This window comes from Gaiella sp., from assembly GCF_057140465.1.
In genome coordinates this window covers 1-24,286 of the sequence record NZ_DBNHWK010000015.1, presented here as the reverse complement: position 1 = coordinate 24,286, position 24,286 = coordinate 1, and the positions used below count along the sequence as shown (strand labels likewise).

Sequence of the window (24,286 nt, the reverse complement as noted above, 5' to 3'; positions counted from 1 at the left end):
GGCGATGACGCGCAGCGGCGGGCGGCTCCTCGTCGACCAGCTCGCCCTCCACGGCGTCGACGTCGCGTTCGGTGTCCCCGGCGAGAGCTACATCGCGATCCTCGACGCGCTCGTCGACTCGCCGATCGAGTACGTGACGTGCCGGCACGAGGTCGGGGCGGCGAACATGGCCGAGGCGTACGGGAAGCTCACGGGGAGGCCCGGCGTGTGCATGGTCACGCGCGGGCCCGGGGCGACGCACGCGTCCTGCGGCGTGCACACCGCGTTCCAGGACTCGACGCCGCTCCTGCTCCTGATCGGCCAGGTCGCCCGTCGCGCGCTCGAGCGCGAGGCCTTCCAGGAGATCGACTACCGCCGGATGTTCGGGCCGCTCGCGAAGTGGGTGGCCCAGGTCGACCACGCAGACCGCATCCCCGAGCTCCTCGCCCGGGCCTTCGCGGTCGCGACGTCCGGCCGGCCGGGGCCGGTCGTGCTCGCGCTCCCGGAGGACGTGCTCGTCGAGGAGTCGGACGCCCCGGACGCCGCCCGCTACACCGTGACACAGGGCCACCCCGGCGACGACGACCTCCAGCGGATGCGCGACCTGCTGCAGGCGGCCGAGCGGCCGCTCGTGGTCGTCGGCGGGCAGCCGTGGACGGAGGACGCGCACGACGTGCTCGGCGCCTGGTGCGGGGAGAGCGCGTTGCCGGTCGCCTCGGCCTGGCGGTGCCAGGACTACGTCGACAACACCCTCCCCGTCTACGTCGGGCACCTCGGGCTCGGTCCCGACCCGCGGCTGGCGGCGCGGCTGCACGAGGCCGACGTGCTGCTCGTCGTCGGCGCGCGGCTCGGCGACGTCGAGACCGGGGGGTACGCGCAGCTCGCGGTGCCGACGACCCCCGGGGCGCTCGTCCACGTCCATCCGTCCCCGGAGGAGCTGGGGCGCGTGTACCAGCCGACGCTGCCGATCCTCGCCGGAGGCCCGCAGTTCGCGGACGCCCTGCGGCACGTCGAGCCGCTCGAGCCGTCGCGCTGGCGCGGCTGGACGGAGGCGGCACGCGCCGACTACGTGGACAACCTCCGCCACACGCCGAGGGCCGGGGGCGTCGATCTCGGCGAGGTCCTCGCGTCCCTGCGGGAGCTCCTCCCCGACGACGCGATCCTCACGAACGGCGCCGGCAACTTCACCGTCTGGGCCCATCGGTTCTACGAGTTCCGTCGCTATCGCACGCAGCTCGCCCCGATCAGCGGCGCCATGGGGTACGGCCTGCCGGCGGCGATCGCGGCCAAGGTCGCGCACCCGGGGCGGCTCGCCGTCTGCCTCGCGGGCGACGGCGACTTCCTGATGACCGTGCAGGAGCTCGCGACGGCAGTGCAGTACGCGCTCCCGGTCGTCGTGATCGTCGCCGACAACGGGATGTACGGCACGATCCGGATGCACCAGGAGCTGCAGTTCCCGGGCCGCGTCAGCGGGACCGAGCTCCGCAACCCGGACTTCGCGGCGCTGGCGCGGGCGTACGGCGGCCACGGCGAGCGTGTCGAGCGCACCGAGGACTTCGCGCCGGCGTTCGAGCGAGCGGTCGCCTCCGGCGTCCCGGCGGTGCTCCACCTGCTCACGGACGCCGAGGCGATCACGCCGCGTCGCACGCTGACGGAGATCCGTGAGGCGGGGTCGGGTCGTCCACGGCGCTGAAGGGAGGAGAGAGGTGCTCGGAAGACACACCGCAAGACAGCCCGGCTCGCGCACGACCGCGGAGGTCGGCCGCGCGGACGCGCAGGAGGTCGGGACATGATGGAGCGCCGGGAGTTCCGGGTGCCGGGGCAGGCCGAGCCGATCTCGCACTTCACCGATGCGGTGCAGGCGGGCCAGCTCCTGTTCGTGAGCGGCATCGTGCCCGTCGACGAGCGGCGCGAGCTCGTGGGAGGAGACGACGTCGTCGCGCAGGCCCGCAAGGTGTTCGAGAACATGCGCGACGTGCTCGCGGCCGCCGGCTGCACGTTCGCGGACGTCGTCAAGGTCACGCTGTTCCTCACCGACGTCGCCGACCGTCCGCTCGTCAACCCGGTGCGCGAGGAGGTGTTCGGGGAGACCCGTCCCGCGTCGACGCTCGTCGAGGTCCCGGCCCTCGTGATCCCGGGCGCCAAGATCGAGGTCGAGGCGGTCGCGCTGATCCCCGAGCCGTGACGCGACGCGAGGAGATCCGCGTCCCCGGCCGGCCGGTGCTCTCGCACGCGGCCGACGCCGTCCGCGGCGGTGGCCTGCTCTTCGTCTCCGGGGTCCTCCCCGTCGACGGGGCGGGCGGGCTCGTCGGGGGCGACGACGTCCTCGCCCAGGCGGAGCACGTGTTCGGCGAGCTCGGCCTGATCCTCGAGGTCGGCGGCTGTAGGCTCGGCGACGTGGTGAAGGTGAACGTGTTCCTGACCGACGTCGCCGACCGTCCGCGGATCAACCCGGTTCGACAGCGGCTCTTCGGTGACGCGCGCCCCGCGTCGACGCTCGTCGAGGTGTCGGCGCTCGCCGTGCCGGGGGCGCGGATCGAGGTCGATGCGGTGGCGGTGATCCCGTGAACGACCCGTACAACGCGATCATCACGGCCCTCGACGAGCCGCTCCGGGTACGCGACGACGGGCCGCTCGCAGGCCGGACGCTCCTCGTCAAGGACCTGATCGACACCGCCGGCATTCGCACGACGTACGGGTCGAAGGTGTACGCCGATCACGTCCCCGACCGCCACGCGACCGTCGTCCAGCGGGCGCTCGACGCGGGGGCGGCGGTGATCGGCAAGGCGAACCTCGCCGAGTTCGCCTGGGGCGTGCTCGGCACGAATCAGTGGTACGGGGTCGTGCACAACCCGGTACGCCCCGGGCTGACGACCGGCGGCTCGTCGAGCGGCAACGGCGCGGCGCTGGCGGCAGGGCTGTGCGATCTCGGGATCGGCACCGACACGGGCTGCTCGGTCCGGCTCCCGGCGGCGGCGTGCGACGTCGTCGGCCTGAAGTCGCAGTGGGGGGTGATCCCGACGACCGGGATCTTCCCGCTCTGCCCGCTGCTCGACACGGCAGGGCCGATGGGCCGGTCCGTCGAGGACGTCGCGACGCTCTGGTCGGTGCTCGCGCAGCGCCCGGTGCCCGAGCCGGCACTGCACGGCCTGACGGTGGGGCTGCTCCGACAGCCCCCGGAGATCGGCGACGGTCGACCGACCGAGACGAGCGACGCGGCCGAGCAGTGGGTGCCCGAGCTCGAGCGACTCGGGGCGCGGGTCGTCGAGGCCCGGGTGCCCGCGGCCACCGCCGACACCTGGCCGTTCTTCCAGCAGCAGGCGCGCGAGTCGCATCGAGCGACCTATCCGTCGCGGGCCGAGGACTACGGCCACCTGATGCAGGTGAAGCTCGACGCCGCCTGGCTCGCCGAGGACGACGCGATCGCCGCCGGGCTGCGGGCCGTCGAGGAGTGGCGCCGGTACGAGCCCGAGGTCGACCTCTACGTCAGCCCGTGCTACGCGGTCGACCTCCCGCCCGAGGACGCCGACGAGCTCGAGGTGCGGATGCCGCTGACGTCCTTCATGCGGTGGGTGAACCTCATCGGCTGGGCCGGGCTGGCGATCGGGAACATGCAGCTCGTCGCTCCCCGGGACGAGGTCGCGCTCGCCGCCGGGCTCGCCTGGGAACGCCGGTAACGGCCCTGCTGGCGTCTGCCGCCGTCGGGTGCGCTACTCGCCGGTGAACTCCGGGCGGCGCTTCTCGACGAACGCGCCGACACCTTCGCGGAAGTCGTGCGTCTGCTGGAGGAGCCCGTACGCGAGCCCCTCGAGCTCCAGCCCGAGGTGCAGCGGCCCGTCGTAGGCGGCGTTGAGCACGCGCTTCGCCATCGCGAGCGCGAGCGGGGAGTGCCGTCGGAGCTCGTCGACGAGCGCCGTCACGGCCGCGTCGAGTGCGTCGGCCTCGACGACCTCGCCGACGAGCCCGAGCGCGAGCGCCTCGTCGGCGTGGACGCGGCGGCCGCGCATGATCATGTCCTTCGCGCGCCCGAGCCCGACCATGCGGGCCAGGCGCTGTGTCCCGCCGGAGCCGGGGATCATCCCGATCGTCGCCTCGGGCAGGGCGAGCTGCACGTCGTCGGCGGCGATCCGGAAGTCGCACGCGAGCGCGAGCTCGAGGCCGACGCCGAACACGTAGCCCTGGAGCCGCGCGATCACGGGCTTGGAGCAGCGCTCGGGCGCCGCGACGTTCCTCGCCAGCTGCGACACGACCCACGGGGACTTCTCCAGGAACCCCGCGATGTCGCCACCTGCGGTGAACGCCCCGCCGGCGCCGGTGAGCACGACGAAGCGGATCGACTCGTCGCCGTCGAGCTCCGTGAACACCCGGGAGAGCTGGTCGCGGGCCGGCATCGACACGCGGTTGAACTTTCCCGGCACGTCGAGCGTGATCGTCGCCACGTCGCCCGCTCGCTCGACCCGGAACCCGTCGTACTCGCTCACGTCGCTCCTCTCCTCAGGGCGGCGTCAGCCCGACGCCGCGTCCGTCTCCCGCAGGACTCGTCGCAGGATCTTCCCAGACGCGCTCTTCGGGAGCGCGTCGACGTGTCGGTACTCGCGGGGCCGCTTGAACCGCGCGAGCGGCGACGCGAGACAGTGGGCGTCGAGCGCCTCGGCGCTCGCGTCGCCGACGACCACGGCGACGACGCGTTGCCCCCAGCGGTCGTCCGCCGCCCCGATCACCGCCACCTCGTGCACGCCGGGATGGCTCGCGAGCACGTCCTCGACCTCGAGCGGATGGATGTTCTCGCCCCCCGAGATGATCATGTCGTCGACCCGGCCGTCGATCCAGAGGTCGCCCTCGTCGTCGAGGTGCCCGGTGTCACCGGTGTGGTACCAGCCGTCGGCGATCGCCTTCGCGTCCGCGTCGGGGCGCTGCCAGTAGCTCGAGAAGGCCTCCTCCGACGAGAGGTGCACGCAGATCTCGCCGTCTTCCGTGAGGCGCAGGCGCGTGTTCACGGCGGGCCGTCCGGCACATCCCGGCTTCCGTAGCTGCTCTCGGCCGATCGTGAACGTGTAGATCTCCGTCGACCCGTAGTGGTTGACGAACACCTCGGGAGCGAAGGCCTCGGCGCATCGCCGCACCATCGTCGAGGTCATCGCGGCACCGGCGTAGCCGAGGGCGCGGACCGACGAGGCGTCGCGCCCGCTCCCGTCGAGGCGCGCGACGAGGTCGTGGAACAGCGTCGGCGCCAGGTAGAGGGACGTGATCCGCTGCTCCTCGATCAAACGGAGCGCGTCGTCGGGGTCCCAGCGCGCCTGCGGCACGAAGCAGCCGCCCACGAGGTGCATCGCCAGGAGCGAGTGGATGCCCATCGTGTGGTAGAGGGGCATCACGCCGAGCGTGCGGTCGCCCCACTGGTAGCCGTGCTGCAGGGCCTGCGACCAGCCGCCTGCCCGATCGGCGCGATGCGATCGCGGCACGCCCTTCGGCCGCCCGGTCGTCCCCGACGTGTAGAGCATCAGGGAGGTCTCTCCGTCGCCCCGGCTCAGCGCCCCCGGGTGCTCCGGGCCGTCGGGCAGGGCGTCACCGTCGCGGAGGACGAGTGCCGCTCCGCAGTCCGTGACGCAGTAGTCGAGTTCCTCCTCGGAGAGCCGCCACGAGAGCGGGACGAACACGACGCCCGCCCACTGTGCGGCCCAGTAGAGCAGCGCCGTCTCGAGCCGGTTGTCGAGGACGACGGCGACGCGCGAGCCGGGCTCGGCGTCGAGCCCGCCGGCGATCCGTCGGATCCTCGGCAGCAGCTCGCCGTAGGTGAGGCCCGGGAAGGACTCGAGCTCGGGATGCCGCTCGCACGCGGCGAGCAGGCTCTGGGCGAGGTTCACGATGCACCCCGCCGGTGTGCGGCGTCCTCGATCGCAGCGACGATCGGCGCGTACCCCGTGCAACGGCAGAGGTGACCCGACAGCATGTCGACGATCTCCTCGCGCGACGGCGTGCCCCGGGACAGCAGGTCGTCCGCGGCGAGCAGGATCCCCGGCGTGCAGAAGCCGCACTGGAGCGCGAAGTGGCGCCTGAAGGCCTCCTGGAGCGCGGTCAGCGGGCCCGCGCCGGCCAGGCCCTCGACGGTCTGTACCTCGCAGCCGTCGACCTGGACGGCGAGCAGCAGGCACGCGCGGACGGAGACGCCGTCGAGCCGGACGGTGCAGCATCCGCACACGCCGTGCTCGCAGCCGACGTGCGTCCCCGTGAGACCGAGGCGATGGCGCAGGAAGTCGGTGAGCAGGAGCCGCGGCTCGACCCACTCCCGGTGCCTGCGGCCGTTGACGACGACGTCGATCTCGGTCATCGCGCCCTCCGGACCGCCCGCTCCACGAGGACGCCGGTGAGGTGGCGGAGGTACGCGGGCGACGCGTGGATCCCCCCCGGCGGGTCGACCAGGGTCGCCGCGAGTGCCCCTGCCTCGCGGGCGACCTCCTCCGTGACGGCGTTCCCCTCGAGCAGGGCGCCCACCTCGGCGAGCACCGTCGGGCGGGCGGTCACCGCGCCGACGGCGACGCGGGCCTCGCGCACGATCGCGTCGTCGACCCGGAGCACCACGGCGACCATCGACAGCGCGTAGTCGCCGGCGCGCAGCGCCAGCTCCTCGAAGGCGACGTGTCGGCCGTCCCCCGGTGCCGGCCAGACCGTCTCGACGAGCAGCTCGCCGGGCCGCAGCGTCGTCGTGTAGTGCGTCACGAAGAGCTCCTCGGCGGGGAAGGTGCGGCGGCCGGCCGTGCTCGCGGCGACGACCTCCCCGCCGAGCGCGACGAGGCAGAGCGGCAGCTCCGCTGCGCCGTCCGCGTGGGCGATCGAGCCGCCGACCGTGCCGCGGTTGCGCGTCACGACGTGGCCGACGAAGGGGAGCGCCTCTCGGACGAGCGGATGCACGTGCGGTGACCGCTCGAGCACGGCCTGACGGGTCGTCGCCCCGACGCGCACGCGCCCGTCCTCGCCTGCGATGCCGTCGAGCCCGGCGCGGTTGAGGTCGACCAGCAGCTCCGGACGGAGGAGGCGGAGGTTGAGGGCGGGGACGAGGCTCTGCCCGCCGGCGAGCGGCTTCGCGTCCTCGCCGCCCTCGGCGAGCGCGGCGACGGCCTCGTCGAGCGACCGGGCGGCGACGTAGCGGAACGGCGCGGGCTTCACCGGCCCACCCCGGAGCCCGGCGGTCGCTGCAGCAGCTCCCAGACGCGCGGCGGCGTCAGCGGCAGCTCCACGTCGTCGCGTCCGAGCGCGTCGGCCACCGCGTTCGCGATCGCGGCCGGCGCGCTCATCGTCGTGCCCTCGCCGACCCCCTTCGCGCCGAGCGCGGTGAACGGCGACGGCGTGGCGCGATGCCCGATGCGCACCGCGGGGAGGTCCGGTGCGGTGGGCGTCACGTAGTCGACGAACGACGCGGTCATCAGGTTGCCGAGCTCGTCGACGACGTGGTGCTCGAAGAGCGCGGCGCCGGCGCCGTGCGCGAAGCCCCCGAGCACCTGGCCGTCCGCGAGCGCGGGGTGGAGCAGGTGGCCGGCGTCGTGGACGGTGACGTAGTCGAGCACGCGGACCTCCCCGGTGTCGCGCACGACCTCGACGACGCAGACGTCTGCGATGAACCCGTGTGCGGCGGACGAGGCGACCCGGTCGTCGGCGTCGGGTGGGTCGAGGTTCGGCGCCGCCCAGTACGCGACGCACGCGAGCCCCGGCTCCATGCCCTCGGGGAGCCCCTCCGGGTTCCAGTGCGCCGCCCCGGCGACGCGGCGCAGCGGGAGGTCGGGGTCGCCGAGGTGGTCCCGGATCGCGTCCACCTTCTCGCGCAGGCTGCGCGCCGCCCGCTGCACCGCCCCCACCGCGACACCGGAGAAGCGGGAGGAGTAGTTCCCGGAGGAGACGGTCCAGGGCACGGTCTGGGTGTCCATCTCGGAGAGCACCGTCACCTGCTCCGGCTCGATCCCCAGCTCGTCGGCGACGACCTGGGCGCAGACCGTCCGGTGCCCCTGGCCCTGGGGCGTGCTGGCGAGGCGGACCGAGACGCCCCCGAGCGGGTCGATCGTGACGAGCGCGCCCTCGGCGTTGCCGGACTTGGGCAGCGTCTCGGCCCGTTCGACCGCGGTCTGGGCGAGCGTGATGTACCCCATGTTCGAGATCGACGGCTCGACCACACAGGCGATCCCGACGCCGACGAGACGGCCGTCGGCCCGTGCGCGCTCGGCCTCGACGCGTCGCTCTTCGTAGGCGGCGAGCTCGAGTGCCTGGTCGAGGCAGGCGGTGTAGTCCCCGGAGTCGTAGAGGGCGCCGGACGGCGTGCGGTACGGCATCGCGTCCTCCGGGACGAGGTTGCGGCGCGCGAGAGCGGCCGGGTCGAGACCGAGCCGCCGGGCGGCGATCGCCATCGTGCGCTCGAGCGGCAGGTAGAGCTGGGGGCCGCCGAATCCCCGGTTGAGGCCCGAGGGCAACGTGTTCGTGAGCACGACGCGGTAGCGGGCGGCGACGTTCCGAACGCGGTAGGCGCCGGAGAGCGAGCCGTGCATCCGGTACAGCGTCGCGGGCTCGGGCGCGCGCACGTACGCCCCGACGTCCTCGATCGCGTCGTAGCGCAGGCCGAGCAGCTCGCCGTCGTGCGAGAACCCGGCCTCGACCGTGGTCACACGGTGGGTCGACGCCGCGCTGCCCGCGAGGTGCTCGATCCGGTCCTCGGTCCAGCGAACCGGCACGCCGAGCGCCCGCGCCGCGATCCCCATCAGCACGACGTAGGTGAAGATCGACGACTTGATCCCGAACGAGCCGCCCGAGTCGGGCGGCGTGAGCAGGCGGAGCTGCGAGCCGCGCAGGCCGAGCGCCGACGCGGCGACGCCGTGGAGCGTGAACGGCCCCTGGAAGTTCGCCCAGGCGGTGAGCGTCCCGGACCCCTCGTCCCATTCGGCGACGACGCCGTAGCACTCGAGCGGCGTGCAGCTGAAGCGGGGGAAGCGGAACGTCTCCCGCACGACGAGGTCGGCGGCGGCCAGTGCGTCGTCGGCGTCCCCGTAGTGGAACGTCCGGTCGTGGATGCAGGCGTCCGTGCCGGCGGCCGCGGCCGGGTCGAGCACGGGGTCGAGCGGGTCGTAGTCGACCGCGACGAGCTCGGCGGCGTCCTCCGCCTCGTAGCGGCTGCGCGCGACGACGACGGCGAGCGGCTCGCCGGCGTAGCGTGCGACGTCGATGGCGGCCGCGTAGAAGGGGACGGGGGAGGGGATGCCGGCGGGGAACGGTCGCGAGAGCGCCTTCACCTCGGCGCCCGTGACCACGCCGACGACGCCCGGCGCCTCCGCCGCCGCGGCGGCATCGACGGCGATGCGCGCGTGCGCGAGCTGCGAGCGCACGATCGCGGCGTGGTAGGCGTGCGGCACCGGGGCGAGGTCGTCGATGAAGCGACCCTTGCCCCGCAGCAGCTGCTCGTCCTCGAAGCGGGGCACCGACTGCCCGACCCAGGTGTCCCGCGCCGCCGCGATGCCCACGTGGTCGAATCTACTCCACCTCGTCGCGTGCGCGTCGGCCGGCCGGGGGCACCGCGCAGCGGCGGCGACTACGCGGCGTGCGGGACTCAGTCGGTGCCGGCGAACGCGTAGGCGCCCGCCGTGCCCGGGGGGAGGTAGGCGGCCGACGGGCTGCCCGCCGGGGTGAAGAGTCCGAGCACGGCGAGCTCGGCGTGCTCCTGGCGGTTCTCGACGATGTGCACCTCGCGCGGCGTGAGCCGGAACGCCGACCCCGCGGCGAGGTCCTCGGCCGTCTCACCGAGGTGCAGTGCGCCGTTGCCCCGGAAGACCCAGACGATCTCGTCGTACAGGTGGTAGTGCCAGGGGGCCCTCCCCGGCGGGATGTAGCCCATGAACAGCGTCGCCCTCGTGCACCCGTTGTGCGGGCCGTAGAGGACCTGGAAGGACCGGCTCCCCGTCGCCTGCCCCGCCGGCACGTCGTCGAGTTGCACCACCGGCTCCGGCGGGCCGAGAGGAGCGTGGTGATCGACGTCACCGCCGACGCGCAGGGACAGGCAGACCAGGCCCTCGGGGCCTGCGGTCAGCTGCGCCGCGCCCCCGGCGGGGACGAGGGCCGCAGTGCCGCGGGCGAGCGCGTGGTGCTCGCGGTCGACTGCGAGCTGGCCGGAGCCGCCCGCGACGAACAGCATCGTCTCGTCGTGCTCGGGGCCGACCGCGGTGGCGGCGGCAGATCCGAGCTTCAGCGTCGCGAGCGCGAGTGCGGAGCCGGTCTGCGGGGGGACGAGCACGAACTCCTCGACCCCCTCGTCGCGGAGCGTGCTCTCGCTGGTCGACTCGGCCGTGACGCGTCCCACGCCGGCAGCATCGCACGACGGCCAGCCCGACGTCCGCCGAAGAGCTGGCCGTCGGCTCTCAGCGCTTCCAGCGCTCGGGGTGCCGTTCGGCTGCGCGGGCGACGAGCTCCGCGTCCGGGTAGCCGTCGCGCAGGGCGCGGAAGGCGTCGAGCACGGCCCGCGCATCGCGCTTGTGCCGCCGGGCCGCGAGCGTCAGCGGCTCGCGGACGGCTCCGCCGCAGTGGGCGCACGGGAAGTAGATGTCCGCCATCAGGCGCGCGGCGCGCCCGTCGGGGAACATCCGCAGCACCTCGAGCACGGTCGTCGACCCGGTGATGTCCGCGCCGACGTCGTCGTCGACGTGCACACCGGGCGCGACGAGGCCGGGGATCGACCGCGTCGCGCCGGTGTGCGAGGCCGTCACGAGTGCCCGGAGTACGCGAAGACGTGCGCGTCGGCTCCCGTCATGCGCACCGCGTTGCGGGGCAGCTGGTAGCGCGCGAACGGGAGGACCGCCACCTTCGCGTCGGCGCCGTGCCTGTCCATCGCCGCCGCGAACGCCTCGTCGAGCGAGGTGGTCGCGTCGAGCCCGATGTCGGTCGCCATCTCGAGGTTCTCCTCGAGGGTGACGATCGACAGGTGCTTCCGCGTCATCACCTCGTAGATCGGCACCCAGATGCACCCCGCCCACATCTGGATCTCGCGGGCATGGATGTCGCGCAGAACGCGCTGGTAGTTCTCGGGCGTGGGCGGCATGTACGGCTTCATCAGGTCCATGAGCGCGAGCCCGGGGAAGTCGCCGATCGCGGTCGACACGCCCGGCGACGGGCTCGTGTAGATGATCGTCCCGCCGTCCTTGACCACCAGGTCGGCCGACATGCAGCCCCACCCGGTGTGGAAGAAGAGGTGGTCGGTCGGGGCGAAGACGCCGCAGATCGCGATGTCCACCTGCCCGTGCTCCGGGACGAAGCTGTCGTACGCGTAGATCGCGTTGAAGCGCCGGATCGCCTCCTGGTGCGCCTCGGGGTGCGACCCGAAGACCACGTCCACGACGCGGCCGTGCGTGTCGAGGATGACGTTCATCGTGCAGTCGAGCCCGCACATGGACGCGACCTCGTCGATGTCGGAGCGCATCGGGCCGCAGTAGGCGCCGTAGTGCGTCTGGGGCGAGGTCACGAAGGCGCAGTGGTTGGACTCGATCGTCTCGTCGGAGACGACGCCGGGGAGGATCAGCTTGCCGCCGCCGCCCGCCCCCCAGTGATTGGCCTGCGCCTGGCCGATCGTGATCTTCAGGTCGGCCGAGGCCACCTCGTTCAGCAGCCAGACGGGCGTGCCGCCCGACGACACCCCGACGAACGTGTAGGCGTCGACGTTCTGCGGGTCGTTCTGGTGGAACGACCAGCCGTTCGCCTCCATCCGTGCCAGGTTCTGGGGGCCGACCTTCTGCTCGGTGTCCGACTCGGACATCGGAAACACCTTGCCGTTCGCGCAGCAGACGCGCACGTCGCCAACTCCTGCCGCCTCGACGGCGTCGAAGACAGCAGGAAGCAGCTTCGACGAAGGGGTCGGCCGGAACTGGTTGTCGATGATCACCGCAACGCTGCCCGCGCCCGCGAGCAACTCGGCAAACGTCGGCCCGTCGACGGGGCTCGCGAGCGCGTCGCGCGCGGCGGCCGTGGCGTCGGCGACCGGGGCCGGCTCGTCCGGCCTGACGTCTGCGACGAGGTTCGCCGCCGGCACGTCGAGCTCGAGCGTGTCGCGATGCTTCTTGGACTCGTCGTCGGTGGCGCCGATCGCGAGCGGGTCCATCGACTCGTAGGGGATGACAACGCGGGTCGTGTCGCTCATCTCGTCTCCGATCTCGCGCGTTTGGGTGTCGATTGTGAGGCTAGGGTCGGGTGCGGCCCCGGTCAAGCGGGTTCTACCGCATTCCCGATAATCGATCATCGACGGTTCGCATTGAAACCCGGAAAGCGGCTTGGTACGTTCGCAAGCGGGTGAACGAGCGTCTTCGACACCTGAGTCTGTGGCGGGTGGTCCCGCTCGCGGTCGCCGGGGCCGTCGTCGTCTTCGCCGTCCTCTACGTCGTCGTGATCGCCGATCCGTTGACCGACGTTGGCAACTGGCGCACGACGAACTTCGGCTCGGCGATCGACAATCCCGGAACCTTCCTCTACACGGTCCTCGACGGAGTCACGTTCGCCGGGCTCCTCTTCATCGTCGCGAGCGGGTTCTCCCTGATCTTCGGCCTGATGCGCGTCGTCAACATGGCGCACGGCTCGTTCTACCTCCTCGGCGGCTACATCGCCTACGAGATCCAGCAGGAGATGACGGGCCTGGGCTTCTCGGTGCAGCCGGCCGACGTCAACACATGGGAGTGGGTGCTCCCGCTCGTCGTGGCGATGGGCTCGATCGCGCTCTTCGGAGTCGTGATCCAGCAGCTCCTGCTGCGCTGGAACCAGGGCCAGGACCTGCGGCAGGCCCTGATCACGATCGCCGTCTCCGTGATCGTCGCCGACCAGGTGATCGCCCACTTCCCGCGGCACGTGTACGAGGGCTCGCAGAAGTTCGGCGGCAACGCCGTCAGCCTCGGGTGGCCCGGCTGGACGAACCGCCTCGTCGATCTCCACGTCTGGAGCGTGCAGTACTCGTTGGCACGGCTGGTCATGCTCTCGCTGGGCGTGGCCGTGGGGATCGCGCTCTGGCTCTGGCTCTACCGGACGAAGACGGGCATGGTGATCCGCGCCGGCGTCGACGACCGGCAGATGACCTCGGCCCTCGGCATCAACATCCAGATCACGTTCGCCATCGCGTTCGCCGTGGGCGCGGCCCTCGTCGCGATGGGCGCTGTCGTCCAGAGCTCGCAGGGCAACATCTCGCAGGGGCAGGACGGCATCTGGCTGCTGAACTCCCTCGTCGTCGTCATCATCGGCGGCATGGGGTCCTTGCTCGGTGCCGTCGCGGGATCGCTCCTCTTCGGGCTCGTCACGGCGTTCTCGATCACGTACCTCCCCGTCGCCGGGACCGACTGCTGCACGCAGTACTCCCCGGTGCTGACGTTCGTGCTGATGGCGCTCGTCCTCGCGTTCCGGCCGCAGGGGCTGTTCGGGAGGGAAGCGTGAGCGCCGCGGCCACGAAGACGCTCGTCGAGCGGGTGATCGGAGTGGGGGTGCTCGTGCTGGCGGTGCTCGGGCCGTCGCTCGTCTCCGACTTCTGGCTGGACACGGTGCTCACCCAGACGTTGATCCTCGGCATCGGCGCCGCGAGCCTCATCTTCCTCTCGGCCTACGGCGGGATGATCTCCCTGGCGCAGGCGGGGATGATGGGCATCGCGGGGTACGCCCTCGGGAACATGGTCACCCAGCAGTCCGTCGAGGGGGGGGAGACGAAGGGGCTCCTCCTCGGCTGGGACCCGACGCTCTCCGTGATCCTCGCGATCCTGGTCGCCACCGGGATCGGCCTCGTCTTCGGCGCGGTCGCGTCGCGGAGCTTCGGGATCTACTTCCTGATGCTGACGCTCACCTACTCGGTGATCGCGTACCTGTTCGTGAGCCAGGTGACCCAGGTCGGCGGCTTCTCGCCGATCTCCAACATCGACGTGTACACGCCGGGCTTCATGGGCAACGTCGTGACCGACCGGGAGCGGCTCTACTACGTCACCCTCGGCGTCGCCGTCGTCGTCTACGTCCTGATCCGCTACCTCGTGCGAACGCCGTTCGGGGTCTCGCTCCAGGGAATCCGGGACGAGCCGACCCGCATGGCATCGCTCGGGTACAACGTCGCGCTGCATCGGACGCTCGCCTTCGGCATCGGGGCGCTCGTCGCCGCGGTCGGCGGTGTCCTCTTCGCGTGGTGGTCGGGCCAGATGTCCCCGTCGAACATCGGCCTCCAGACGACGATCGAGTTGCTCGTGATCGCCGTGATCGGGGGGCTGACCCGCATCGAAGGCGCCTGGCTCGGCGCATTCGCGTTCATCGTGATCAACAACGAGGTGACGAACAGGATTCCGTCGGAGGGGTTGCCGTGGATCGGCGGAAGCTTCAACACGGTCATCGGCTTCGTCTTCCTCGCGATCGTGATCGTGTCGCCGGACGGGCTGATGGGGCTCTGGGATCGGATGTGGGGTCTCGCGCGCCTCCGTGGGCCCAAGGGGCCGGCGACCGAGGCGACCGAGGCGGGCGTGGCGAGGTGAAACGGGGAGGCGAGAAAGGAGGTTGACGACGGCATCGATGACGACCGGAACGGAACCTGAGAAAGTCTTGTGCAACCAACGTAAGGAGGGACGAGCAATGAGACGACCACAGGGGCGGGTCATCCGCCTCCTGGCCTCGGTCGGGCTGCTCGTGGCCGGTATCGCCGCGATCACCTCGGCATCGTCAGCAGCACCGGCGAACGAGGTCCGCGTGGCGATCATGGCTGACTGCAAGGGCGCCTTCGGCTTCGCCTACGAGCTCGACATCGGCGGCTCGCAGACGGCGTTCGCGCAGTTCGCGGGCGGAAAGGTCAAGAACAAGAAGAAGCCGTCGGCAGGGATGACGGGCATCAAGGCCGGTGGCAAGAACGTCAACATCGTCGGCTACGGCTGCGGTGACGACACGCCGGCGACGGCGCTGAAAGAGACGCGCCGCCTGATGCAGCAGCTCAAGGCCGACGTGATGGTCGGGCCGCTGTCGGGTGACGAGGCCGTCGCGATCGCGAACTGGGCGAAGCCGCGGCCGGCCAAGACCGTGATCATCGGCACGGCCGGGTCGCAGGACCCGACGCTGCAGATCGCGCCGAAGAACGTGTTCCGCTACCACGGCGACGGCGCCCAGTGGAACGCCGGCATCGGCGAGATCGTCTACAAGAAGCTCGGCTGGCGCAACGCCGCGATCATCATGGACGACTACTCGTTCGGGTGGACGTCCGGGGCCGGCATCATCGCCGACTTCTGCGCCATCGGCGGCAAGATCACGAAGCGCGTGTTCCCGCCGCTGAACACGACCGACTACTCGTCGTACGTCCGTCAGCTGCCCCCACCGGGTCAGGTGGACGGGTACTTCTGGGTCGTCGGCGGCACCGGCACAGGGCCGGCGCTGAAGGCGTTCGAGCAGGCCTACGGCCCCATCGACGCGAAGCAGCACTCCGGGAACCTGTTCCTCTGGTTCCTGACCGGGAAGGACGACGTCGCTCCGCGCATGATCGGCGCGTACGTCGGCGGATTCGGCACGGCTCCCGGCCTCAAGAGCAGGGCCGCGAACCAGTACCGGGCGTTCGTCAACAAGACGTACCCGGGACAGCCCGCCGACGACGGGTTCTTCTACAACTACTACCAGGGCACGAAGGCTCTGATCGAGGCCCTGAACAAGTCCGGCGGAGCGGTCGGTGCCAAGCTGCAGGCGGCGATGCCGCGCTCGCTCTCGGCTCCGTTCGAGCTCTCCGACAAGGGCCAGGTCAAGCTGGACCGGAACCGCCAGGCGATCCAGGATCAGTGGCCCGTGCAGATCATCAGGGGCCCCGACGGTGGCCCCGCCGTCACGCTGACGGGCTACGTGCCGAACGTCAACCAGTCGTTCGGTGGCCTGTTCAAGCGGACGAGCCCGCCGCCCGGCCGCACGCAGCCTCCGTGCGTGAAGAAGAAGCTGCCGTGGCAGGGCAAGATCCGCGAAGTGAAGAACGGCGTCGTCACGAAGACCGTGATCAAGTGAGGCAGTGACCGCCGTAGCACCATCCGCCGACCACGCCGTGCCGACCCTCCGCCTGCGGGGGGTCGGCCGGCGCTTCGGCGGCCTGCTCGCGGTGAGCGACGTCGACCTCGACGTCGCGCAGGGCGAGCGTCGCGCCGTGCTCGGGCCGAACGGCGCCGGCAAGACGACGCTGTTCAACGTGATCTGTGGCGACATGCCGGCCTCGTCCGGCACGATCGAGTTCTACGGCGAGGACGTCACCGTGCGACCGGCCCGGGCGCGCGTGAAGCTCGGCCTCGCCCGCACGTACCAGCAGTCGCGTCTGTTCCTCGGCCTGACCGTCGAGGAGAGCATCTACCTGTCGATCGTCGGCGTCGAGGGAGGACGCCTCCGTCCCTGGCCCAGGCCCCGCCACGACCGGGAGCTGCGGGAGCGCGCGCGGGCCGCCGCGGGTCGGGTCGCGATCGACGACAAGCTTCGTGCGCGGGTCAGCGACCTCTCGCACGGTGAGCATCGGCAGGTGGCGATCGCGATGGCGCTCGCAGCGGAGCCCCGGGTGCTCATGCTCGACGAGCCCGCATCCGGTCTTTCGCGGGGTGAGCGCACCCTGCTGACCGAGCTGCTCCTCGGGCTCGATCCCTCGATCACGCTCATCCTCATCGAGCACGACATGGACATCGCGCTCAGCGTGGCGGACAACGTGACGATGATGCACGAGGGCCGGGTGATCGTCGAAGGCACCCCCGACGAGATCAGGGCCAACCAGATGGTGCACGACCTCTACCTCGGGCGCGGGTTCCGCAATGAGTGAGCAGGCCGCGACGCCCCCCGTCGCCCCGGCCGCGGAGGGCACGGCGCTGCTCGAGGTCGAGGGCCTCAGCGCCTTCTACGGCAGTGCCCGGGCGCTCGAGGACGTCACGTTCCGGATGGAGCGGGAGTCGATCGCGATCGTGGGCCGCAACGGCATGGGCAAGACGACGCTCTGCAAAGCGATCATGGGAATCTCGCCGCCGAGCGCTCACGGGTCGATCCGCTTCGACGGGCACGAGCTCGTCGGCGGGCACTCCTACAAGATCGCCAGGCGTGGCATCGGCTACGTGCCGCAGGGGCGGCGCCTGTTCCCGTCGCTGACCGTCGACGAGCACCTTCGGATCGCCTCGCGCGGCGAGTCGAGCGCCGGCGACACGAAGTGGACTCGGGATCGCGTCTACGACCTCTTCCCGCGACTCGCCGAGCGGAAGCGCAACGGCGGCGCCCAGCTCTCGGGCGGTGAGCAGCAGATGCTCGCGATCGGTCGTGCGCTCGTCACGAACCCGACGCTGCTGATCATGGACGAGCCCTCGGAAGGGCTCGCGCCCGCGATCATCGAGCACCTGATCGAGACGTTCAGGCAGCTCGAGGAGGAGGGCCTCGCGATCCTTCTCATCGAGCAGAACCTCGGCGTCGCAACGGCGCTCGCGGAGCGTCAGCTCGTGATGGTCGCCGGCAGCATCGCGGCGGAGACGACGGCCGAGACGCTCGCGAACGACACCGAGCTGCAACGGCGGTACCTCGGTGTTGAGCCGCTCGCCCACTAGGCTCCCGGACGACGTGTCCTCTCGCGAGGCATCGTGATCCCGAGGGTGCTCCTCGCCGCGACCGTGGTGGGCTGCCTGCTCGCCGCCGGTTGCGGCGGCTCCGGCGAGCCCGGGAACGACCTCCTCTTCGTCAGCACACGGGACGGGGACTATGCGATCTACGGCATGGATGCAGACGGGGGGAGCCAGGGCCGCCTGACGGACGAGCGCGGCGACACGTCGACCAACGCGGGCATCGAGTTCCAGGTCGAGCCGGCGTGGTCTCCCGACGGCATGCGCATCGCGTTCGCGAGCGCCCGTGAGGGGTCGTTCGACATCTACGTGATGGCCGCGGACGGCACGGATACGACGCGCCTCACGACGTCGAAGGTGAACGACCGCCGGCCGTCGTGGTCTCCGGACGGCATGCGGATCGTCTTCGCGCGCTCCGTCGACGAGACCCAGCTCTTCGTGATGAACGCGGATGGGACCGGTGCCCGTCGCGTGACGGACGACGCTGCGCCCGAGAGCGAGCCGGCATGGTCGCCCGACGGCGAGTGGATCGCCTATGTGCGGCGTCAGCCCGGGACGGAGGTCCGGGAGATCTGGCTCGTCAGGCCCGACGGGTCGGAGCGGCGCCGCCTGACGAGGCTCAACAGCGTTGCCTACGCGCCGGCCTGGTCGCCGGACGTCGAGCGCATCGCCTTCTCGGCGGACCGCGGCGACAACCGCTACGCGATCTGGACGATCGGCGTCGACGGGACCGGGCTCCGCCGCGTGACCCCCGCCGGCATCGACGCGTTCGAGCCGGCCTGGACGCCCGATGGACGCGTCCTCGCGTTCTCCCGCGACGGTGCGATCGTCACCGTCGACGAGAGGGGGAACGAGGTGCAGTTGACCGATCCCCAGAACAACGACTCGAGCCCGGCCTGGAACCCGAGGCCGGACGTCGAGAAGGAGGAGAGCTGATGCCGACCGTCGTGCTCGTCGGAACACTCGACACGAAGGGGCGGGAGTACGCCTTCCTCGCCGACCGCATCCGGGAGCACGGCGTCGACGTCGTGCTCGTGGATGCCGGAATCGTCGGCGAGCCGCAGGTTCCGCCGGACATCGCGAGGGAGGAGGTCGCCGCCGCCGTCGGTGCCGACGTCGCCGCGCTCGCGGCCGCGGGTGATCGCGGCGCGGCGGTCGACACGATGGCGCGCGGGGCCGCGGAGGTGGTGAAGCGCCTCCACGAGGAGGGGCGGCTCGACGCGGCCGGGGCGCTCGGCGGGTCGGGCGGCTCCGCGCTCGCGACCTTCGCGATGCGCCAGCTGCCGATCGGGGTGCCGAAGCTGATGGTCTCGACCGTCGCGTCGGGCGACACGAGCCCGTACGTCGGCTCCGTCGACGTGACGATGATGTACTCGGTCGTCGACATCGCGGGGGTCAACCAGATCTCGGCGCGGATCATGGCGAACGCGGCCGGTGCGCTCGCCGGGATGGCCAAGGCGACCGTGCCTCCCCTGGGCGAGGAGAAGCCGCTCGTCGTCGCGTCGATGTTCGGCGTCACGACGCCCTGCGTGACGACCGCCCGGGAGCGCCTGGAGGAGCTCGGCTACGAGGTGCTCGTCTTCCACCAGACCGGTGCCGGCGGCGGCTCGATGGAGGAGCTGATCAAGGCCGGGTTCATCACCGGGTCGCTCGACGCGACGACGACCGAGTTCTGCGACGAGGTCGCGGGCGGCGTGCTCGCCGCCGTGCCCGACCGGCTGGAGTCCGCAGGGCGCCTCGGCATTCCGCAGGTCGTCTCGCTCGGGGCGCTCGACATGGTCAACTTCGGGCCGATGGAGACGGTGCCGGAGCGCTACCGCGACCGGAACCTGTACGTCCACAACCCGACGATCACGCTGATGCGGACGACCCCCGAGGAGTGTCGGGAGGTCGCCGAGATCATCGCGCGCAAGCTCAACGCCGCGACCGGGCCGACGGTGCTCTTCGTGCCGCTGCGCGGCGTCTCGGCGATCGCAGTCGAGGGGCAGGTGTTCCACGACCCGGAGGCCGACGATGCGCTGCTCACGACGCTGCGCGAGCGCATCGACACGTCGAAGGTCGAGGTGCACGAGATCGACACCGACGTCAACGACCCCGCGTTCGCCCTTGCGATGGCGAACCGCCTGCACGAGCTGATCGACGCCGCCCGATGACGGCGCGCGGGACACGAAACGTGGGACGATGGACGGTGCGCGCCACCGTCCGTGGAGGGACGAGATGACGAGAGACGAAGCGCTCGCGCGACTGCGGGCACAGATCGACGCCGGGAAGCCGATCATCGGCGCCGGCGCAGGCACCGGGCTCTCCGCGAAGTGCGCGGAGGCGGGAGGCGCCGACCTGATCATCATCTACAACTCGGGGCGCTACCGGATGGCCGGCCGCGGCTCGCTCTCCGGCCTCCTGCCGTACGGCGACGCCAACGAGATCGTCGTCGACATGGCGAAGGAGGTGCTGCCGATCGTCGAGGAGACGCCCGTGCTCGCCGGGGTCTGCGGCACCGACCCGTTCCGGCTGATGCCGGTGCTCGTCGAGGAGCTGAAGCGGATCGGCTTCTCGGGCGTGCAGAACTTCCCCACCGTCGGCCTCTTCGACGGGACGTTCCGCCAGAACCTCGAGGAGACGGGGATGGGCTACGGGCTCGAGGTGGACATGATCCGCGTCGCGCACGAGGCGGACATGCTCACCGCCCCCTACGTGTTCGACCCGGGCGAGGCGAAGGCGATGGCCGAGGCAGGCGCCGACGTCCTCGTCCCGCACATGGGGCTGACGACGGGCGGCGCGATCGGGGCGGAGACCGCGAAGACGCTCGACGACTGCGTCCCGCTGATCCAGGAGATGCACGACGTCGCGAAGCGCGTCAACCCCGAGATCATCGTCCTCTGCCACGGCGGCCCGATCGCGGAGCCCGACGACGCGGCGTACGTCCTCGAGCGCACCGAGGGCGTCGTGGGGTTCTTCGGCGCGTCGTCGATGGAGCGCCTGCCGACGGAGGTCGCGATGACCGAGAACATGAAGCGCTTCAAGGCGATCCCCGTCTGAGCGCAGAAGGGAGGCACCATGAGCAGGTTCGTGATGCAGGGCGACGTGGAGGTCGCGACGTTCGACTGGGGCAGCGCCGGCATGCGCGCCGCGCCGCCGGCCACCGGCTGCGACTCGTACGTCGTGATGGACGTGACGCTCGCGCCCGGCGGCTACCACGCGTTCCACCACCACCCGGACCAGGACGAGATGATCATCGTCAAGAGCGGGCGCATCGTGCAGTGGCTCGACCGCGACCACCGCGAGCTCGGCGCCGGTGACTCGGTGCACATCGACCGTGCGGTCGTCCACGGCTCGTACAACGACTTCGACGAGCCCGCGGAGCTCCAGGTCGTCCTCGCGCCGGCCTCGGGTGACGGAGGGTACGAGCTCGTCGACGTGTCGGGCGAAGAGCCCTGGGCGTCCCTGCGGTCGGGTTGATGCAGGCGGTTCGGGTCCACGACGGCGGGGAGCTCCGCTACGAGACGGTGCCCGACCCGGTGCCCGGGCCGGGCGAGGTGCTGGTCGAGCTGCATCGCGCGGGGCTCAACCGCCGTGACCTCCTCGTCACGACGGGCGTCTACCCGTTCCCGCTGCCGCTGATCCCTGGCTCGGACGGGGCGGGCGTTCGTCGTGACACGGGCGAGGAGGTCGTGATCCTCCCCGGGCTTCGGTGGGGAGATCGCGAGGACGCGTTCGCGCCGGAGTTCGAGGTGCTCGGGGGCCCGACCGACGGGACCTACGCCGAGCTGATCGCGATCGCCGAGGAGAACCTCTACCCGCGACCCGCGGGCTGGAGCTGGGAGGAGTCGGCGGCGTTCCCGCTCGCGGCGCTCACCGCGTACCGCGCGCTGTTTCCGCGAGGCGGCCTGCTGTCCGGCGAGACGGTGCTCGTGCTCGGCGCGGGGAGCGGTGTCTCGACCCTCGCCGTGCAGCTCGCCACGCAGGCCGGCGCGCGGGTGCTCGTGACCTCCTCCTCGGACGAGAAGATCACCCGCTCGCTCGAGCTCGGCGCCGAGGCCGGGGTCAACTACGCGACGACCGAGGACTGGCCCGCGGCGGTGCGGGAGCTCGGCCCCGTCGACCTCGTCCTCGACTCGGTCGGCGCCACCTGGCAGCAGTCGCTCGACTGCGTGCGCCCGGGCGGCCGCGTCGTCGTGTTCGGGGCGACCCGGGGCACCGAGGTCGAGCTGCGGGTACGCCCGCTCTACTTCGGGCAGCTGTCGCTGCTCGGGACGATGATGGGGAGCCCACGCGACTTCGACGGGCTGCTGCGGATGGTGGCCGACGCCGTCTGGCGGCCCGTCGTCGACAGCGTCCATCCCCTCGCCGACGCCGCGGCGGCCCTGCGACGACTCGAGGGCGACCACTTCGGCAAGCTCCTGCTCGCATGCGACTGAGCACGACGGAGTGGGGCGACCCCGCGGGCCCTCCGCTCGTCTGCCTGCACGGTGCGGGCGGTCACGGGGGACGCTTCCGCGACCTCGCCGGGGCGCTTCCCGGGCTGCGCGTCGTCGGCGTCGACCTCCGCGGGCACGGGGCGTCGACGTGGGACCCGCCGTGGGGGATCGACGCGCACGTCGAGGACCTGCTGGAGACCGCGGATGCGCTCGGCCTCGGCGGCTGCGCCTGGCTCGGGCACAGCTTCGGCGGCCGCCTCGTCTGCGAGGTGGCCGCGCGCGCCCCGGACCGGGTCGAGCGCGCGGTGCTGCTCGACCCCGCCCTGCACATCGCGCCCGACGTCGCACGCGAGCGGGCGGAGCTGCTGCGGGAGGACGTCTCGTTCGCCGACGCCGAGGCGGCGATCGACGCCCGGTTGGCCGACGGGACGCTCTTCTCGACGCCGCGGGCCCTGCTCGAGGCCGAGGCGGCGGCCCACCTCGACCAGGGCGCCGACGGGCGCTGGCGCTGGCGCTGCTTCGCACCGGCCGTGATCTCGGCGTTCGGGGCGATGGCGGCCCCGGCGCCGCCGTGGCCCCCGTGCCCGACGCTCCTCGTGATCGGCGCCCGCTCGTGGCTGCCCGTCGACGTGCCGCCGGGCGCAGCGGTGGAGGTCGTCACGGTGCCGGGCGGGCACAGCGTGCTCTGGGACGACTTCGAGGAGACGGCGGGCGCGGTCGCGCGATTCCTCGACTGAACGGCGGCGCCCCCCGGAGGCTACGGCGCAGCGAGCCGGTGGCCGCCGTCGACGCCGAGCACCGTCCCGGTCACGAAGCCGTTCGTGAGCAGCAGCCAGATCGCGTGCGCGACGTCCTCTGGCCCACCGACCCGACCGGCGGGCAGGGCGGACGCGAGCCGCTCGAACATCGCGTCCCGCGCCTCGTCCTCGAGCGGCGACCAGAGGGGCGTGTCGATGATCCCGGGGCAGACGGCGTTCACGCGCGTCGGGGCGAGCTCGACGGCGAGGATCCGCACGAGCGCCTCGGTCGCCCCGTTGACCGCGGCGGTCGCCGCACCGCCCGGCGACGGCGTGTGGGCGAAGACGCCCGACACGAGGACGATCGACTCCCGGACGTCGGCCGCCTGGATCGCGGCGAGCGGCCCCCAGAGCTTCGTCTCGAACGCGCGGCGTGCGAGGTCGAGGTCGAGCTCGCGCACCGGGCCGCCCACACGGAGGACGGTCGAGGACACGAGGTGGTCGACGGGGCCGAGTCGCTCGAAGAGCTCCCGGCTCGCGGCGGCGTCCGTCACCTCGAGCACGACCTTCTCGGCATCGACCTCGGCACGGTCGGGGTCGCGCGACGCCACGATCACGTCCCATCCCTTGTCGGCGCAGAGCCGGGCGGTCGCGAGCCCGATGCCGGACGAGCCGCCGATCACGACGACCCGGGTCATGCCGTCGCCCCGGTCGGCTCGTGGGCGACGAGGTCGTCGTACGCCGGCACCGTGAGGAACTCGACGTAGTCGTCCCCGGTCGCGACCTCGTCGAAGAGGATCCGTGCGCGGTCGAAGCCGGGGCCGAGGTGGTCGGCCTCGTCGGCGACGATCCGCCGGACGTCGTCGATCGTGACCGCTCCGTGCCGGAGCCACTGCCAGATCTGGCTGCGGCTGATCTCCGCCGTCGCGGCGTCCTCCATCAGGTTGTTGATCGCGACCGCGCCGTTGCCGCCGAGCCAGGCGGCGAGGTACTGGATCCCGACGGAGACGTTGTTGCGCAGCCCCTCCTCCGTCACGTCCCCCGGCGTCGCGGCGACGTCGAGGAGGTCGGCGGCGGAGAGCGTCACGTCGTCCCGTTGCCTGTCGATCTGGTTCGGCCGGTCGCCGAGGACGGCGTCGAAGGCGGCGGTGGCGACCGGGACGAGATCCGGGTGCGCGACCCAGGTGCCGTCGAAGCCCTGGGCGGCCTCGCGCTCCTTGTCCTCCGTCACCTTCTCGAGTGCGATGCGGTTGACGTCCGGGTCACGGCGGGAGGGGATGAACGCGGCCATGCCCCCCATCGCGTGCGCGCCGCGGCGGTGGCACGTCTTCACGAGCAGCTCGCAGTAGGCGCGCATGAACGGCACCGCCATCGTGACGGCGCTGCGGTCGGGGAGGACGAACTCCGGTCGATGCCCGAGCTTCTTGATCACGCTGAAGATGTAGTCCCACCGACCCGCGTTGAGGCCGGCGGAGTGCTCGCGCAATTCGTGGAGGATCTCGTCCATCTCGAACGCGGCGAGGATCGTCTCGATCAGCACCGTGGCCCGGATCGTGCCCCGTTCGAGGCCGAGGCGGTCCTCGGTGAA

Annotated in this window: 25 protein-coding genes; 15 read left to right on the top strand and 10 right to left on the bottom strand. The window is 71.9% G+C overall.

All coding sequences use genetic code 11. From position 1 onward, the window contains the following. The first annotated feature begins 4 nt into the window (after positions 1 to 4). The 4 genes from AC162C_RS01605 (at position 5) to AC162C_RS01590 (ending at position 3,656) form a co-directional block, all read left to right on the top strand. Positions 5 to 1,672 (top strand): thiamine pyrophosphate-binding protein, encoded by a 1,668-nt coding sequence (locus AC162C_RS01605; protein WP_484096026.1) that lies wholly within the window; start codon positions 5 to 7, stop codon positions 1,670 to 1,672. 96 nt (positions 1,673 to 1,768) lie between these two features. Continuing rightward, the gene (locus AC162C_RS01600; RefSeq protein WP_484096025.1) at positions 1,769 to 2,164 is read left to right on the top strand and encodes a RidA family protein; all 396 of its coding nucleotides are present in this window, start codon (positions 1,769 to 1,771) and stop codon (positions 2,162 to 2,164) included. Then, on the top strand, positions 2,161 to 2,547 hold the full coding sequence (locus AC162C_RS01595; protein WP_484096024.1) for a RidA family protein: 387 nt from the start codon (positions 2,161 to 2,163) through the stop codon (positions 2,545 to 2,547). Before AC162C_RS01600 ends, AC162C_RS01595 begins: the two co-directional genes overlap by 4 nt. Then, on the top strand, positions 2,544 to 3,656 hold the full coding sequence (locus AC162C_RS01590; RefSeq protein ID WP_484096023.1) for an amidase: 1,113 nt from the start codon (positions 2,544 to 2,546) through the stop codon (positions 3,654 to 3,656). Before AC162C_RS01595 ends, AC162C_RS01590 begins: the two co-directional genes overlap by 4 nt. A gap of 33 nt (positions 3,657 to 3,689) precedes the next feature. Here AC162C_RS01590 and AC162C_RS01585 read toward each other — a convergent pair whose 3' ends face one another. The 8 genes from AC162C_RS01585 to AC162C_RS01550 all read right to left on the bottom strand — a co-directional run bounded on the left by AC162C_RS01585 (position 3,690) and on the right by AC162C_RS01550 (position 12,136). Next, positions 3,690 to 4,460: an enoyl-CoA hydratase/isomerase family protein gene (locus AC162C_RS01585; protein ID WP_484096022.1), complete on the bottom strand. Its 771-nt coding sequence runs from the start codon at positions 4,458 to 4,460 to the stop codon at positions 3,690 to 3,692. A gap of 24 nt (positions 4,461 to 4,484) precedes the next feature. Beyond that, entirely contained in the window at positions 4,485 to 5,843 is a 1,359-nt protein-coding gene (locus tag AC162C_RS01580) for a class I adenylate-forming enzyme family protein (RefSeq protein ID WP_484096021.1), read from the bottom strand. Beyond that, complete coding sequence (locus tag AC162C_RS01575) at positions 5,840 to 6,307, bottom strand: (2Fe-2S)-binding protein (RefSeq protein WP_484096020.1); 468 nt, start codon at positions 6,305 to 6,307, stop codon at positions 5,840 to 5,842. Before AC162C_RS01575 ends, AC162C_RS01580 begins: the two co-directional genes overlap by 4 nt. After that, positions 6,304 to 7,143 (bottom strand): FAD binding domain-containing protein, encoded by an 840-nt coding sequence (locus tag AC162C_RS01570; protein WP_484096019.1) that lies wholly within the window; start codon positions 7,141 to 7,143, stop codon positions 6,304 to 6,306. The genes AC162C_RS01575 and AC162C_RS01570 overlap by 4 nt, the downstream gene beginning before the upstream one ends. Further along, entirely contained in the window at positions 7,140 to 9,476 is a 2,337-nt protein-coding gene (locus tag AC162C_RS01565) for a xanthine dehydrogenase family protein molybdopterin-binding subunit (protein WP_484096018.1), read from the bottom strand. The genes AC162C_RS01570 and AC162C_RS01565 overlap by 4 nt, the downstream gene beginning before the upstream one ends. Before the next feature lie 86 nt (positions 9,477 to 9,562). Then, positions 9,563 to 10,309: a cupin domain-containing protein gene (locus AC162C_RS01560; protein WP_462974146.1), complete on the bottom strand. Its 747-nt coding sequence runs from the start codon at positions 10,307 to 10,309 to the stop codon at positions 9,563 to 9,565. Between the two features lie 58 nt (positions 10,310 to 10,367). Then, positions 10,368 to 10,712: a hypothetical protein gene (locus AC162C_RS01555; RefSeq protein WP_462974145.1), complete on the bottom strand. Its 345-nt coding sequence runs from the start codon at positions 10,710 to 10,712 to the stop codon at positions 10,368 to 10,370. After that, entirely contained in the window at positions 10,709 to 12,136 is a 1,428-nt protein-coding gene (locus tag AC162C_RS01550) for a lactate racemase domain-containing protein (protein ID WP_484096017.1), read from the bottom strand. The genes AC162C_RS01555 and AC162C_RS01550 overlap by 4 nt, the downstream gene beginning before the upstream one ends. A gap of 149 nt (positions 12,137 to 12,285) precedes the next feature. Here AC162C_RS01550 and AC162C_RS01545 point away from each other — a divergent pair, with 149 nt between their 5' ends. From AC162C_RS01545 to AC162C_RS01495, 11 genes are all read left to right on the top strand, one after another. Continuing rightward, positions 12,286 to 13,410: a branched-chain amino acid ABC transporter permease gene (locus tag AC162C_RS01545; RefSeq protein WP_484096016.1), complete on the top strand. Its 1,125-nt coding sequence runs from the start codon at positions 12,286 to 12,288 to the stop codon at positions 13,408 to 13,410. After that, positions 13,407 to 14,480, top strand: coding sequence for a branched-chain amino acid ABC transporter permease (locus AC162C_RS01540; protein WP_484096015.1), 1,074 nt, complete (start codon positions 13,407 to 13,409; stop codon positions 14,478 to 14,480). The genes AC162C_RS01545 and AC162C_RS01540 overlap by 4 nt, the downstream gene beginning before the upstream one ends. A gap of 97 nt (positions 14,481 to 14,577) precedes the next feature. Continuing rightward, positions 14,578 to 15,975 (top strand): ABC transporter substrate-binding protein, encoded by a 1,398-nt coding sequence (locus tag AC162C_RS01535; RefSeq protein WP_484096014.1) that lies wholly within the window; start codon positions 14,578 to 14,580, stop codon positions 15,973 to 15,975. A gap of 4 nt (positions 15,976 to 15,979) precedes the next feature. After that, positions 15,980 to 16,765 carry an ABC transporter ATP-binding protein gene (locus AC162C_RS01530; protein ID WP_484096013.1) on the top strand — a complete coding sequence of 262 codons (786 nt, stop codon included), beginning with the start codon at positions 15,980 to 15,982 and terminating at the stop codon, positions 16,763 to 16,765. Then, positions 16,758 to 17,531 (top strand): ABC transporter ATP-binding protein, encoded by a 774-nt coding sequence (locus AC162C_RS01525; RefSeq protein WP_484096012.1) that lies wholly within the window; start codon positions 16,758 to 16,760, stop codon positions 17,529 to 17,531. The genes AC162C_RS01530 and AC162C_RS01525 overlap by 8 nt, the downstream gene beginning before the upstream one ends. Before the next feature lie 33 nt (positions 17,532 to 17,564). Beyond that, positions 17,565 to 18,479: a TolB family protein gene (locus tag AC162C_RS01520; RefSeq protein ID WP_484096011.1), complete on the top strand. Its 915-nt coding sequence runs from the start codon at positions 17,565 to 17,567 to the stop codon at positions 18,477 to 18,479. Continuing rightward, entirely contained in the window at positions 18,479 to 19,696 is a 1,218-nt protein-coding gene (locus AC162C_RS01515; RefSeq protein ID WP_484096010.1) for a Tm-1-like ATP-binding domain-containing protein, read from the top strand. The genes AC162C_RS01520 and AC162C_RS01515 overlap by 1 nt, the downstream gene beginning before the upstream one ends. A 64-nt stretch (positions 19,697 to 19,760) precedes the next feature. Further along, a complete protein-coding gene (locus tag AC162C_RS01510; RefSeq protein ID WP_462974136.1) occupies positions 19,761 to 20,582 on the top strand; it encodes a phosphoenolpyruvate hydrolase family protein in 822 nt (273 codons plus the stop codon). A gap of 18 nt (positions 20,583 to 20,600) precedes the next feature. Then, on the top strand, positions 20,601 to 21,002 hold the full coding sequence (locus AC162C_RS01505) for a cupin domain-containing protein (protein ID WP_484096009.1): 402 nt from the start codon (positions 20,601 to 20,603) through the stop codon (positions 21,000 to 21,002). Beyond that, positions 21,002 to 21,961 carry a quinone oxidoreductase family protein gene (locus AC162C_RS01500; RefSeq protein ID WP_484096008.1) on the top strand — a complete coding sequence of 320 codons (960 nt, stop codon included), beginning with the start codon at positions 21,002 to 21,004 and terminating at the stop codon, positions 21,959 to 21,961. Before AC162C_RS01505 ends, AC162C_RS01500 begins: the two co-directional genes overlap by 1 nt. Continuing rightward, on the top strand, positions 21,952 to 22,698 hold the full coding sequence (locus AC162C_RS01495; RefSeq protein WP_484096007.1) for an alpha/beta fold hydrolase: 747 nt from the start codon (positions 21,952 to 21,954) through the stop codon (positions 22,696 to 22,698). Before AC162C_RS01500 ends, AC162C_RS01495 begins: the two co-directional genes overlap by 10 nt. Positions 22,699 to 22,718: 20 nt before the next feature. On the opposite strand, the gene AC162C_RS01490 is transcribed toward AC162C_RS01495, so the two are convergent. Continuing rightward, complete coding sequence (locus tag AC162C_RS01490; RefSeq protein ID WP_484096006.1) at positions 22,719 to 23,396, bottom strand: SDR family oxidoreductase; 678 nt, start codon at positions 23,394 to 23,396, stop codon at positions 22,719 to 22,721. Then, a partial coding sequence (locus tag AC162C_RS01485; RefSeq protein ID WP_484096005.1) for a malate synthase occupies positions 23,393 to 24,286 on the bottom strand: 894 nt, incomplete at its 5' end. The genes AC162C_RS01485 and AC162C_RS01490, both read right to left, overlap by 4 nt.

Bases quoted from the DNA above. Each gene is read 5' to 3' on its own strand.
- AC162C_RS01605 (WP_484096026.1), top strand. From the start codon at position 5: ATGACGCGCAGCGGCGGGCGGCTCCTCGTCGACCAGCTCGCCCTCCAC.
- AC162C_RS01600 (WP_484096025.1), top strand. From the start codon at position 1,769: ATGATGGAGCGCCGGGAGTTCCGGGTGCCGGGGCAGGCCGAGCCGATC.
- AC162C_RS01575 (WP_484096020.1), bottom strand. From the start codon at position 6,307: ATGACCGAGATCGACGTCGTCGTCAACGGCCGCAGGCACCGGGAGTGG.
- AC162C_RS01550 (WP_484096017.1), bottom strand. From the start codon at position 12,136: ATGAGCGACACGACCCGCGTTGTCATCCCCTACGAGTCGATGGACCCG.
- AC162C_RS01535 (WP_484096014.1), top strand. From the start codon at position 14,578: ATGAGACGACCACAGGGGCGGGTCATCCGCCTCCTGGCCTCGGTCGGG.
- AC162C_RS01525 (WP_484096012.1), top strand. From the start codon at position 16,758: ATGAGTGAGCAGGCCGCGACGCCCCCCGTCGCCCCGGCCGCGGAGGGC.
- AC162C_RS01515 (WP_484096010.1), top strand. From the start codon at position 18,479: ATGCCGACCGTCGTGCTCGTCGGAACACTCGACACGAAGGGGCGGGAG.
- AC162C_RS01510 (WP_462974136.1), top strand. From the start codon at position 19,761: ATGACGAGAGACGAAGCGCTCGCGCGACTGCGGGCACAGATCGACGCC.
- AC162C_RS01505 (WP_484096009.1), top strand. From the start codon at position 20,601: ATGAGCAGGTTCGTGATGCAGGGCGACGTGGAGGTCGCGACGTTCGAC.
- AC162C_RS01500 (WP_484096008.1), top strand. From the start codon at position 21,002: ATGCAGGCGGTTCGGGTCCACGACGGCGGGGAGCTCCGCTACGAGACG.
- AC162C_RS01495 (WP_484096007.1), top strand. From the start codon at position 21,952: ATGCGACTGAGCACGACGGAGTGGGGCGACCCCGCGGGCCCTCCGCTC.
- AC162C_RS01490 (WP_484096006.1), bottom strand. From the start codon at position 23,396: ATGACCCGGGTCGTCGTGATCGGCGGCTCGTCCGGCATCGGGCTCGCG.